The sequence below is a fragment of the Microbulbifer hydrolyticus genome (assembly GCF_009931115.1).
Taxonomy (GTDB): Bacteria; Pseudomonadota; Gammaproteobacteria; order Pseudomonadales; family Cellvibrionaceae; genus Microbulbifer; species Microbulbifer hydrolyticus.
In genome coordinates this window covers 2,714,968-2,727,457 of record NZ_CP047491.1, presented here as the reverse complement: position 1 = coordinate 2,727,457, position 12,490 = coordinate 2,714,968, and the positions used below count along the sequence as shown (strand labels likewise).

The window sequence follows — 12,490 nt, the reverse complement described above, 5'->3', positions numbered from 1 at the left end:
CTGATTGACAATGGCTTCACGCGGTAGAATGGGCTGGTTGTCACCCGTCATGCTGACAAAACGGATTACGCCGCGTTTTTTGAGCGCACCGAGATCACCGGACTCGGTGTAATTTTCAAACCCTGTGTCCTGCTCTCGTTTGAATTCCCTGGCTGCTTCATTATCTGAGTTTGTTTTCGTTTTGTCGGGGGCACTGGTATTGTCGCATCCACTGTAAAGAACGCAGGAAGCAAGCAGGGCGATGGGCAACAGAAACTGTTTGAAAAAAATCGCGACCATGGATTACTCCGCTTCGCAAATAAGCGATGGAGTAATCCTAAGGTCTCCTTAGAGAGATTGGTTGCATCTGGCAATTTATCTGCCTGCTACTCGACGGACGCAGTAATTTCCCCCTCTGCAAGACGAGCGTGGATTTTTTGTCCGGAAACCACGTCCTGCGCTCGTCGCAGTACCTTCTTCTGTTCGTTCTGGAGGATTCCGTATCTGCAATAGGGCAGCGGCTTTTTACGCGTCAACTCGAACAGCCCCTCGGCCTGTAGCCTGGGCTTATGTGCGACAAGAGCAATCATCGCAGGGGGTGGAAGCTGAGGAAGCCTTGTGCGGACACTCTCTGAATTGATATCGCTGTAAGTCCGGTAGAGCTGGCTGATATTGCGCACATATTCCACCGGTTCTGCGCCACGGGCATAGCCGTAGCGTGCCTTGTTGAAATAACGGGGTTCCGAAAGCTTGAGCATGGCTTTTTCGACATTGTCGAACCACACATTGCGGTCCAGACCCAGCTTGTCCGCCAGACGTTGTGCGTCGTAGACGTGCCCGATACCCGCGTTGTAGGCCGCTAGAGAAAACCAGAGTTTGTTTTCCAAGTCGACCTCCGCATCGAAGCGGTCCTGCAGCCAGTGCATGTATTTAATGCCCGCTTCGAGGCCGCGCCTGGGGTCGAACAGTGGTGGCGGATAGCCCATCTCTTCTGCCGTTCTGGGCATAACCTGTAGCAGGCCCTGGGCGCCAACTGGCGATTCAGCCTTCGGATTGAAGCTGCTTTCCTGCCACATTTGTGCGACGACAAACAGCCAGTCGATCTCGTATTTTTCTGCAGCGGCTTTCACTAAATCGTCGTAGGGGGATATGTCCTTTCCGGGCTGGATTTCAGCGGCAACTTTTTTACTGAAGCGTTTGTCCGGTGTAAAATACATACGGACCTTCGTCGCGTAGTCATCGGTCTTGCGATAGTTCTGTATGAATTCATTGAGTTTTTCCAGCAGTTTTTCATTGCCGGTATTGACCATCCAGCCCTGAGGGCGTGGATCAGAAACTTCTATCCCGGGAACCAGGGAATCGCGCAGGGATGCCTGGATCCTGGCTGCGCCGGCATCGACAATGGTTGCCTCCAGTTCGCCGTCCGCGACCATATTGATCAGGTGCTCGTAGCTGATGTCGGGGGCTGCAATTTCGATCTTTACATCAATACCGCTTTTCTTGAGCGACTTCGCTGTCTCGATAAACGAAGAATAGGCTCGCAATGTGAGCGTGCGCCCATTGAGGTCCTGAAGGCTTTCTACTTTGGGTTTTTTACTGTTGCTCAGTACCTGTTCCGGCATTTCCAGATAAGGTGTGGTGAATTCAATTCCCTGACTTTTTCGTTCATCGGTGATGGTGGATGAGGCGCCGGCGATATCGCCCTTGCCATCCTTGAGCCAGTCGATCAGGTTTTCATCATGGGGCACAACGATGAGTTGCAGTTCCAGATCGTGCGCTTTGGCAAACTTCAGTACGAGGTCGTGGTCAAAGCCCATAAGGGCGCCTTGCCAGATAAAATAGCTGGTTGGACCATTATAGGTGAGCAGTCGCAGCACCCGGGACTTCTTGATGCTCTTCCAGTCGGAGCGGGTTCTGTCCGGCGCGGTGACCAATGTTCGGGTGAAGAAATTATTCAGTTTCCGCTTGAGTTCAGGTGCGTTTTTGCGCACCGCCCAGACGATTTCTTCCTTGTCCCCAATCGCTGCGCCTTTGTGGAAGTCCTGCCTGTACTTCAGCGCATTATCGACAATATTGCTATCTAGAATCGTGACGACGCCTTTACGCTGGTTGAGCCAGTCCAGCAGGGTGTCGGGATTGTCCGACTTTTTGATGGCGAAAAATTTTAGTGTCAGGTTGGGAATTTTTTCCTGCAGCGCTTTGGCGGATTTTGCATAGGTGCTCCCTTCCAGCGTTGACAGTGTTCGACCTTCCAGCTCACTGATCTTGTCGATGCTGGGGCTGTCGGCACCGGTGACAAGTACCTGATGGGCGGTGATCATGGTTTGCGACAGGTTGAAATTCTTTTCTCGCTCTTCCGTACGGGTGAGGTTGCCCGCCAGAATGTCCGCTTTACCTTCCTTCAGCATTGTTAATGCGTGTTCAGGGGTGTCGACCTGTATCCAGCGCGGCTCCAGGCCGAGCTGATCTGCGAGCTTCATTGCCAGGTCGAAGTGGCGTTGGGTAATGACCGCCGATCTGGGCAACATGTCGTCTTCATCCGCAGCCAGGCCGATAAATCGAATGGTGCCGCGTTTTTTCAGCGCATTGAGGTCGCCCGTCTCGGTGTAGTTCTGGAAATCGTAATCGCGGCTCTTGGTTCTGCGCGGTGGTGAATTTTTTTCCGGTGTGGGCGTGGTTCTTTCTTGTTGTTGGCCCTGTGTGGTCGGCGCTTGTGGCGTTTCTTCCCGATTGGTCTGGCGGTCGCAGCCAGGCAGTAGTAACGCCACAAACAGGCACGCGGCTAGTGCGAGCGGCGAGCGGCGGGGCTTGCGCAAAGCGCCTGAAGTGGCGCGTCGATCTATAGCGGGCCGGGCTGGCGTACCCATGGGGATCTCCATGGCTGGCAGATTGCCCGGATTCTAGTGTGAAACAGCACCACCCGGTCGTTACCCGTGGGGAAGTGGCTAGTCGGTTACCGCCGAGATCTCTCCGTTGGCGAGACGCGCAAATATACGCTGGCCGGGTTTTATCTGCGCGGCATCTCGTACTACACGCTTTTGTTCATCCCGGACAATCGCATAACCCCGGTCCAGCACCGCCAGCGGACTGACACTGTGCAGCAACTGGCTGGAGTGCAGGAGTTTGTCCCGCTTTCCCGCCAGCAGCCGCTCCGCCGCATGTTGCAGCTGCAGTCTTTGCTTGGCCAGCGCGTCGCGCGCGCTGCTTAGGCGCTGCTCCGGGTGTACTCGGTTGAACGCGCGCAGGGCGCCGCTGAGTCGCTGAGCTCTGTTTGTGGTGTCCTGGCGTATGGCCTGACGCAATCGCAGTTCGAGGTGGTCAAGTCGCTGCGCGTGATTCTGCAGCTGCTCGCGCGGGTGGCGGATCCGGTTGCTGGTCAGCTGTACCTGCTGTTGGTGGTGCCGCAAACGGGACTGCATCGCCCGCAGCAGGCGCGCCTCGCTGTTTGCAATCGAGTCGCGCAGGGCGGCGGCGTTGGCACTGGCGATTTCTGCTGCGGCCGACGGCGTGGGTGCGCGAACGTCCGCTGCCAGGTCGGCCAGTGTGGTATCGGTTTCATGGCCCACGGCGGAGATGGTCGGGATAGGGCAGGCCGCCAGTGCGCGCACGACCACTTCTTCATTGAATGACCACAGGTCCTCCAGAGAGCCGCCGCCGCGACCGACGATGAGTAGATCGTGACGTTGCAGTCTGCCTGCCAGCGAGATGGCGCTGGCAATTTGCTGGGCTGCGCCCTGGCCCTGTACCGCGACCGGAAGCAGTTCAATCCTGGCCGCGGGGTAGCGGCGTCCGAGCACCTGAATCATATCCCGCACGGCGGCGCCGGTAGCGGAGGTGATGATGCCGATGGTGGCGGGGAGGTAGGGCAGGGGCTTTTTCCGTTCCAGGTCGAACAGGCCCTCGGCCTGCAGTTTGGCCTTGAGCTGCTCCAACTGGCGCATCAGGGCGCCGAAACCGGCTTCTTCCAGGTGCTCGATGATCAGCTGGAATTCGCCGCGGCCTTCATACAGGCTGACCCTGGCCCGTGCCAGAACCTCCCGTCCATTGGCCGGCGGGAAGCGCACGTTGCGGTTGCGCCCGCGGAACATGGCGCAGCGCACCTGGGCGCGGGCATCCTTGAGGGTGAAATACCAGTGCCCAGAACTGGGCGCCGCGAAGTTGGAGATCTCCCCACCTACCCAGAGCAGCGGCACACTACCCTCTAACAGGTGCTTGACCTCCCGGTTGAGCTCGCTGACAGACATCACGGGGCGGCCGTCGGTGGGCAGGGGATTGGCTACGCCGGGGGGAGTATTTGGCATTTCGGTCTCTTGCGAATGGATCTGGGCGGCAAATATTGCAAGGATGCCGGCCGAGGTAAAGAGATTTGCCAAATCGGTCGAAATAGGCTTTTGTTTCCGGGATTGTTGCGGCTATAATCGCGCCGATACCCAATCCCGCTCCCTAGAGGTTTGAGTGTCCATGTCTGAATCTCTGCGTATCGCACGCGAAGCCCTCACTTTTGACGACGTCCTACTTGTGCCCGGTTATTCCGAGGTCACTGCCAAAGACGTTTCCCTGAAGACAAAACTGTCTCGTAATATCACCCTGAATATTCCGCTGGTGTCCGCTGCCATGGATACCGTGACCGAGTCGCGTCTGGCCATTGCCCTGGCGCAGGAAGGCGGTATCGGCATTATTCACAAAAGCATGAGCATCGAAGAGCAGGCGCTCGCGGTGCGTGCAGTGAAGAAGTTTGAAGCGGGTGTTGTAAAAGACCCGATCACCATCGAATCTGATGCCAGCGTGCGCGAACTGATCGCGCTGACCAGCCACCACAACATCTCCGGCGTGCCGGTGATGGAAAAGGGCGACCTGGTCGGTATCGTCACCAGTCGCGACGTGCGTTTCCAGACCAATCTGGACATCCCCGTCGCCAAAATCATGACGCCGAAAGATCGTCTGGTAACCTGCGACGAGGGTGCCTCCCCTGAACTGGTACGCGAGCTGCTGCATAAACACCGCATCGAAAAGGTGCTGGTGGTCAATGACAAGTTTGAATTGCGCGGCCTGATCACCGTCAAGGATTACAACAAGGCGGAGCAGTACCCCAACTCCTGCAAAGACAGCGATGGACGCTTGCGCGTTGGCGCTTCTGTGGGCACCAGCCCGGACACCGACGACCGCGTTGCGGCTCTGGTCGAGGCGGGCGCGGACGTGCTGGTGGTGGATACCGCCCACGGCCACAGCAAGAACGTGATTGACCGCGTGCGCCGGATCAAGGAAATGCACCCGCAGGTAGACGTCATCGGGGGCAATATTGCGACCGGCGAAGCGGCAATCGCATTGATGGAAGCGGGTGCTGACGCGGTAAAAGTGGGCATTGGCCCCGGCTCTATCTGTACTACCCGTATCGTGACCGGTATTGGAGTACCCCAGATTACCGCGATCGCGGAAGTGGCAAAGGCGCTCGAAGGTACCGGCGTCCCGCTGATTGCCGACGGTGGCATCCGTTTCTCCGGCGATATCTCCAAGGCGATAGCGGCCGGAGCCTACTCGGTCATGATGGGCTCCATGCTGGCAGGTACCGAAGAGGCGCCGGGCGAAGTGGAGCTGTATCAGGGGCGAACCTATAAATCCTACCGTGGTATGGGCTCACTTGGAGCCATGTCCCGCACCCAGGGTTCCTCCGATCGCTACTTCCAGGATGCCAGCAAGGGCGCCGAAAAACTGGTACCGGAGGGTATTGAAGGCCGCGTACCTTACAAGGGCCCGATTTCTGCGATCGTGCACCAGATGATGGGTGGTCTGTGCTCCGCCATGGGGTATACCGGCAGTGTGGATATGGAAACCATGCGCACCCGACCGCAATTTGTGCGGGTGACTGCGGCGGGCATGGGTGAATCCCATGTGCACGACGTGCAGATCACCAAGGAAGCACCGAACTATCCGGTGGGCGGCCGCTAACAGGTCCGTTAACATCCCTGATCAAGAAATTGGGGAAACAAAAACAGAAGTGCACTTTCAAGTGAACCGCAAACGGACCTCTCAGGGTCCGTTTGCCGTTTATAAAACCGTTACGAGAAAGCCATGAGCCAAGATATCCATTCCAGCCGAATCCTGATCCTCGACTTCGGTTCCCAGTACACCCAGCTGATCGCCCGCCGAGTGCGTGAACTGGGGGTGTTTTCCGAGATCCGCGCGTTCGATATGACCGACGAGGAGATCCGCGAGTACAACCCAAGGGGCATCATTCTCGCTGGTGGCCCGGAGTCTGTACCGGAGGCCGGTTCTCCGCGCGCGCCGCAGGCGGTGTTCGAACTGGGTGTGCCGGTACTCGGCATCTGTTACGGCATGCAGACCATGGCACACCAGTTGGGCGGTGCGGTAGAAGGCAGTAATGTGCGCGAGTTTGGTTACGCGCAGGTGAAAGTAGAGGGGCAGTCCGCACTGCTGCACGAAATCAAGGACCATCTGGACGACTCAGGCAGTGCGCTGCTCGATGTATGGATGAGTCATGGCGACAAAGTGGTGAAGATGCCAGAGGGCTTCGAGCTGATGGCTTCTACCCCGTCTTGCCCGATCGCGGGTATGTACAATGCCGAGAAAAATTTCTTCGGCGTACAGTTCCACCCGGAAGTAACCCACACCCTCCAGGGCACCCGCATTTACGAACACTTTGTGATCCAGCTGTGTGGCTGTGAAAAACTGTGGACCCCGGAAAATATTATCGAGGACTCCATCGCCAAAGTGCGCGCACAGGTCGGGGATTCCAAGGTGCTGCTGGGATTGTCCGGCGGTGTTGACAGCTCCGTGGTGGCCGCATTGTTGCATAAGGCCATCGGCGATCAGCTCACCTGTGTGTTCGTAGACAACGGCCTGCTGCGCAAGAACGAAGGCGATCAGGTGATGAAGATGTTCGCCGACAACATGGGTGTCAAGGTTATTCGCGCTGATGCCGAAGAGCAGTTCCTCTCCCGTCTCGCCGGTGTCGACGAACCGGAAGCCAAGCGCAAGGTTATCGGCAACACCTTCATCGAAATTTTCGACGAGGAAGCAGCCAAGCTGAAAGGTGTGAAGTTCCTGGCCCAGGGCACCATCTATCCGGACGTGATCGAATCTGCCGCCGCCAAAACCGGTAAGGCGCATGTGATCAAGTCCCACCACAACGTGGGTGGCTTGCCGGAAGACATGGCGCTGGAACTGGTTGAGCCACTGCGCGAACTGTTCAAGGATGAGGTGCGTAAGATCGGCCTGGAGCTGGGCCTGCCCTACGACATGGTCTACCGCCATCCATTCCCGGGTCCGGGTCTGGGTGTGCGCATCCTCGGCGAAGTGAAAAAAGAGTATGCGGATATCCTGCGCGAAGCGGACGCGATCTTTATCGAAGAGCTGCACAACGCAGACTGGTACCACAAGACCAGCCAGGCGTTTGTGGTGTTCCTGCCGGTCAAGTCAGTGGGGGTAGTGGGTGATGGCCGCCGCTATGAATATGTGGTGGCGCTGCGCGCGGTAGAAACTGTGGACTTTATGACCGCGCGCTGGGCACATCTGCCCTACGAGCTGATCGAGAAGGTATCCAACCGCATCATCAACGAGATCGAGAATATCTCCCGTGTGGCCTACGACGTTTCCAGCAAGCCGCCGGCGACGATTGAGTGGGAGTGACCGGGTGAGAATTACGGGCGCGATTGATCGCCTGGAATTCAAAATCCGCTAATCAAAAAACCCAGCGCTTGCGCTGGGTTTTTGTTTTCAAGCTATTGCAGCTTCTCTTGAAACAGTCTGCTCTGCGGGCCACAAGGCCCGCAGAGCATTACTTCATTTCAAATTATTGATTACTGTGCATGGCCTCAATCAGTTCGCCATTGCCGGTGTCACCGCTCAGTTCCCAGAAGAAAGATCCCCCGAGATCCTGATCGGCAATGTACTGCATCTTGCCGGAGATGGTGGACGGAGTGTCATAGCTCCACCAGTTGTTGCCGCAGAACGCATAGGCAGTACCCGCCACCAGGCCGGTTGCCGGGCAGGTATTCTTCAATACCTTGTAGTCTTCGATTCCAGGCTCATAGGAACCGGCTGCAGCGCCGGTGGCGGAGCCGCCCGGGGCAGACTGGCTGACGCCGGTCCAGCCGCGACCGTAGAAGCCGATACCCAGGTTGAGCTTGCTTGCGGGCACGCCCTTGTTCTTCAGTGCCTGGATGGCGCGGTCTGAATAGAAGCCGGCATTCGGAATTCCCGGGTAGTCATACAGGGCCGAGTGCGGGGCAGTGGGGCCGTCCGCGTCGAATGCGCCGAAGAAGTCATAGGTCATGACATTGTAGAAATCGACGTACTGGGAAGCACCGGCATAATCTGCCGCATCGATCTTGCCACCGGCGGTGCCATCGGCAGTAATCGCCGCGGTGACCAGTTCATTGCCGAAACGCGCGCGCATGGCTTCCATGACATTGGTCAGTGAAGAGTATCCGCTGGTGTCGCAGCTGAGGCCGCAGGCATTCGGATATTCCCAGTCGAGGTCGATGCCGTCAAACACCCCATCCCAGCGCGGGTCGTGCAGCAGGTTGTAGCAGGAATCGGCAAACGCCTGAGGGTTCTGAGCTGCCTGACCGAAGCCGCCGGACCAGGTCCAGCCGCCAAAGGACCACAGCACTTTGATGTGTGGGTACATCTGCTTCAACTTGCGCAACTGGTTGAAGCTGCCGCGCAGCGCACCGGTATCCCAGGTATCCGCCTGGCCATCCACGCTCTCTGCAGCGCTGTAGAACCGGTCGTAATCCGCATAGGAGTCGCCGATGGTGCACTGGCCGTTCTGCACGTTGCCGAAGGCGTAGTAAATGTGAGTCAGTTTCTCGGCGGATCCGCTGGTGACGATATTTTTCACATGGTAATTGCGCTGGTACACGCCCCACTGCACGAAGTAACCGCCCAGTCGGCTTCCGCCACTGGAAGAGGCGCCACTTGACGAGCTGCTGGAAGAGGAACCGCCGGAGGAGCCACCAGAGGAGCTGGAAGAGCTGGAACTTGAGGAACTACCGGAACAGGAACCGTCGTTGCGCCACACGCCGTATTCACCGCCCTGGCTCGGGTTGTCGCCCTGGGTCCACCACTTGGCGGTGTATTTCACACTTGAGTGCTGTACGGCATTGCCGCCAACATAAACTGTCGTCGCATCCCATACCGGCAAGTTGTTGCAGCTGGTTGAACCGCTGGAGCTTCCGCCGGAAGAGGAGCTACTGGATGAAGAGGAACTGCTGGATGAAGAGGATGACGAACTGGAAGAGGAGCTGCCGTCACAGGCACCCAGATCGGACCAGGCCTCGGTCCAGGCCCAGCCTTCACCGGGCGCGTAGGGGCCACCAACCGTGCACCATCCGCCAACCTTGCAGTTGTAGGCCACCGAATTGTTCTGCACCGTGTCGCCCGTGCTGTAGGTGCTGCCATCCACATAAACTTGAAGGCCCCCGCAGTCGTAGGCGTACGCCTGCCCGGCCAATAAGCCGAGCAGCGTCGCCGCCGTCAGCCGTAAATACGTCGTTATTTTCATTTTTTTCACCTTGTTCACCGTGATTCTGGTTTGAAACATCTTGGTTTGAAACCGAAAAGGTCAACGGCGAATCAATGCGCAAACCCCGCGAATCCCCCGCCGCGACCTCACTGTTGCTTTCTCTATTACTGCTACAGCGAGATAGTCCACATGAATGTACAAATTGTTGTGCCGGTGGCCGGCAGGAAACTGCGGCGACCTCTCCCCGTGCTGTCGCGGCAGATGCCACGCAAGTCACCGACGGCAATGGACAGCGCTGTCACCAGAAAATGATAGCGTTGTCATTTGTACGTTGTCGAAGATACGCCCGATTGTCATTTGATTCCAGTGGCGGATAGGTATTTGTTCTTTTTTTATGTGTAAGTTTGGTTGATATTTGCGACATTATTATTTTATGTGGGTTTTTGTTCTGCTACGGGCTCCGTTCCTCTCGGGTCTCACCGACGTCGACGAGCCGGAAGCCAAGCGCATAATCATCGGCAACACTGTTAACGAGTAAGCCGATGGCGAAAATTTGAGTGGATCCAGGAAGTTCCCGGGCGAGATTTTATTAACTCGCGTTGAATTCGGTGTCATTAAGTTTGATTGCTGGATATCTGGCGGGAATAGCTACTAGACCCGGGTGGAAATGGCGTTTACTCTTGCTAAACGCCAAAAAAGTGGGCCTGCGTCACATTTGGGTTTGGATCTCTGTCACGCTATCAATCCGGTTCAGGCCGTGTGTGGCGATAAAATCGAACCGGACGCAATGGCTGTAAACCTTCCTCTGGCTTCCCCACTTCTTGTCAGTATGTCGCTGGTTACTGTTGTTGATGGGGAGATGTTCTCCAAGTCATCGTTTAAATAGCTTATTTCGTGGTGGCATGCCACTTGGTTTATCCAAGTGGGCAATAATCCGGTTCATGGAGCTGAACTTAAAGGGGTACTCGCTGAAAAACAGCAGTATTTAAAGGGAAAAATTAATGAAAAAGTATATTTTTGCCAGTCTTGCCTTGTTGTTGCTTGCATCACCTATGGCATTTGCTGACGGCAAACGCAGTGCCCATGATGATGGTGATAAGAAACAGCATCTTGATCACAAGCGTGAAGGCGGTAATGAGCGTAAAGGCAGTGTAAAGCATGGGGGTGCTAAAGAAGCGCACTCTGTTCCTGAAATTGACACTGCGGGTGCAGGCATCGCATTCGCCCTGCTGGCGGGACTGGTCGCTGTTCGTCGTGAAAGACGCTCCTCCAAATAATCTGGAGGCTTAATCGAGGAATGTCAAAACCCCGGCTTTCACGGCCGGGGTTTTTTTTGACGAAAATATAGCTTTATATCACTTGGGTAGGGAATGCCTTTTGCTTAAGCATTTCAGGGCGATCTTTCCGCTGGGCGTTGCGTTTCTACTGGTACTACAGCTGCTTTATATCAGTCAGCGTTTCGATGCCTATACCCTGGTAATGGAGGGCGCCACCGATGGGTGGCGAGTACTTTTTGGGTACCTCGGGAAGGCGGCGAAAATCGCCGTTTTGTATGTGGCGCTATTGTGTCTCCTGCTTAAGCGAGAACTGCGCTCGGTGTTACACAGTGTAAGGCTTGAAGCGGATATCAGGCGTGTTGGCGTCTACTTGCTGCCACAGCTGTTAAGTTATTGGGTTCTCCTGCAGAGTTCACTCCTGATTTTTGAGTTCGCTGGTGAGGCTGGCCAACTCGGCATACTTCCATACTTGTTCTGGTTTGGTGCGCTGATTACAAGTTTGGTGTGCTGGCTACTGATGATTGCACCTATACGATTCTGGTTGCGGACAACAGTACGTTATCGGAAGCCTATTGTTGTTGCTGCCCTGGTCACGGCAGCGATTTGGCTTTTCACTGTAATGGCGGGCAGTCTTTGGGGGCCACTCAGCACTTTAACGTTTGTTTTCTCTTCCAATCTACTGGCGCAGCTTAATCCCCAGCTGGTGGTGGTCGAGCCGAGTCAGAAAGTACTCGGCATGGGTGACTTTCTTGTCAGTGTGGCGCCGGCATGCTCCGGTTATGAAGGTGTCGGATTAATTTCTGCTTTTCTGGCCTTGTATCTGTATCTCAACCGCAAAGAATTTCGCTTCCCTCGAGCCTTTGTCCTGTTTCCTCTGGGTGTAGTGGTTATCTGGCTGCTCAATGTGGTGCGTATCGCAGTCTTGGTCGCGCTGGGTTATTACTGGTCGGCGGACGTCGCTATAGGAGGTTTTCATTCTCAGGCTGGATGGATTTTATTTATCCTTACCTCGTTTGGCCTCCTTTGGTTTGCAAGCCACTGGCGCTTTGTAATGCGGGCTGACACAGGAACAGTGCCGCAGGCGCGCAAAGCCGCAGAGCCTCTTGAGCGTACCAATGGCGCGCGGGCCACCGCCGCGCTTATGCCCTTGATCGTGTTACTGGCTGCAGATTTGCTGACGTCGGCGTTTTCGTCCGAATTTATTTGGTTATATCCGGTGCGTGTTATTGCCGTACTGGTTACGCTAGCCTGGTTTTGGCCTGTCTTGCGCCTGATACCATATCGTCCTAGCTTTCAAGCACTTGGCGCTGGAGTAGGGGCGGCCGTGATTTGGGTTGTGTTGCTTTTCAACACTGGGGTGGAAGCCGATCAGGCATTTTCGCAAATGCTGCGGGGCACGCCTGAACTTTGGTCGGGCTTATGGCTGGCGTTGAGGTTTTTGGGGGCGGCAATTACGGTCCCAATCGCAGAAGAGTTGGCATTTCGAGGCTATTTATTGTGTAAGCTCAGCCGCTCACCCAACTATACGCATGGCGCGCTTCCCTGGTCGGTTACTGGAGTATTGGTTTCATCTTTGGCCTTTGGCGCTCTGCACGGTGCCTGGGTGGCGGGCACCATTGCAGGGCTTATCTATGCCTATGTACGCCTGCGTTCACGGCACGTCGGAGATGCCATAACAGCACATGCCACTACCAATTTACTCGTATTTATATTCGCGGCGTACACCGGTCAGTGGAGTATGATCTAG

Annotated in this window: 7 protein-coding genes; 4 read left to right on the top strand and 3 right to left on the bottom strand. The window is 56.0% G+C overall.

Annotation, left to right across the window (positions count from 1 at the left end):
* Window positions 1-365 precede the first annotated feature (365 nt).
* A complete protein-coding gene (locus GTQ55_RS11605) occupies window positions 366-2,846 on the bottom strand; it encodes an MltF family protein (RefSeq protein WP_161858881.1) in 2,481 nt (826 codons plus the stop codon).
* Between the two features lie 78 nt (window positions 2,847-2,924).
* Window positions 2,925-4,280 carry an exodeoxyribonuclease VII large subunit gene (gene xseA, locus GTQ55_RS11600; RefSeq protein ID WP_161858880.1) on the bottom strand — a complete coding sequence of 452 codons (1,356 nt, stop codon included), beginning with the start codon at window positions 4,278-4,280 and terminating at the stop codon, window positions 2,925-2,927.
* Between the two features lie 160 nt (window positions 4,281-4,440).
* Between xseA and guaB the strand changes: the two genes are divergently transcribed.
* Both guaB and guaA read left to right on the top strand, forming a co-directional pair.
* Window positions 4,441-5,925 carry an IMP dehydrogenase gene (guaB, locus tag GTQ55_RS11595; RefSeq protein WP_161858879.1) on the top strand — a complete coding sequence of 495 codons (1,485 nt, stop codon included), beginning with the start codon at window positions 4,441-4,443 and terminating at the stop codon, window positions 5,923-5,925.
* A 123-nt stretch (window positions 5,926-6,048) separates the two neighbouring features.
* On the top strand, window positions 6,049-7,626 hold the full coding sequence (gene guaA, locus GTQ55_RS11590) for a glutamine-hydrolyzing GMP synthase (RefSeq protein WP_161858878.1): 1,578 nt from the start codon (window positions 6,049-6,051) through the stop codon (window positions 7,624-7,626).
* A 163-nt stretch (window positions 7,627-7,789) separates the two neighbouring features.
* Here the strand turns inward: guaA and GTQ55_RS11585 are convergent, their stop codons facing one another.
* Entirely contained in the window at window positions 7,790-9,505 is a 1,716-nt protein-coding gene (locus GTQ55_RS11585) for a glycosyl hydrolase family 18 protein (RefSeq protein WP_161858877.1), read from the bottom strand.
* 962 nt (window positions 9,506-10,467) lie between these two features.
* Between GTQ55_RS11585 and GTQ55_RS11580 the strand changes: the two genes are divergently transcribed.
* Complete coding sequence (locus GTQ55_RS11580) at window positions 10,468-10,743, top strand: hypothetical protein (RefSeq protein ID WP_161858876.1); 276 nt, start codon at window positions 10,468-10,470, stop codon at window positions 10,741-10,743.
* Between the two features lie 100 nt (window positions 10,744-10,843).
* Window positions 10,844-12,490 carry an exosortase E/protease, VPEID-CTERM system gene (gene xrtE, locus GTQ55_RS11575; protein WP_161858875.1) on the top strand — a complete coding sequence of 549 codons (1,647 nt, stop codon included), beginning with the start codon at window positions 10,844-10,846 and terminating at the stop codon, window positions 12,488-12,490.

What these genes read in the sequence shown, in the direction of transcription:
- GTQ55_RS11585 (WP_161858877.1), bottom strand. Translation starts at nt 9,505, where the DNA reads ATGAAAATAACGACGTATTTACGGCTGACGGCGGCGACGCTGCTCGGC.
- GTQ55_RS11605 (WP_161858881.1), bottom strand. Translation starts at nt 2,846, where the DNA reads ATGGGTACGCCAGCCCGGCCCGCTATAGATCGACGCGCCACTTCAGGC.
- xseA (WP_161858880.1), bottom strand. Translation starts at nt 4,280, where the DNA reads ATGCCAAATACTCCCCCCGGCGTAGCCAATCCCCTGCCCACCGACGGC.
- GTQ55_RS11580 (WP_161858876.1), top strand. Translation starts at nt 10,468, where the DNA reads ATGAAAAAGTATATTTTTGCCAGTCTTGCCTTGTTGTTGCTTGCATCA.
- guaA (WP_161858878.1), top strand. Translation starts at nt 6,049, where the DNA reads ATGAGCCAAGATATCCATTCCAGCCGAATCCTGATCCTCGACTTCGGT.
- guaB (WP_161858879.1), top strand. Translation starts at nt 4,441, where the DNA reads ATGTCTGAATCTCTGCGTATCGCACGCGAAGCCCTCACTTTTGACGAC.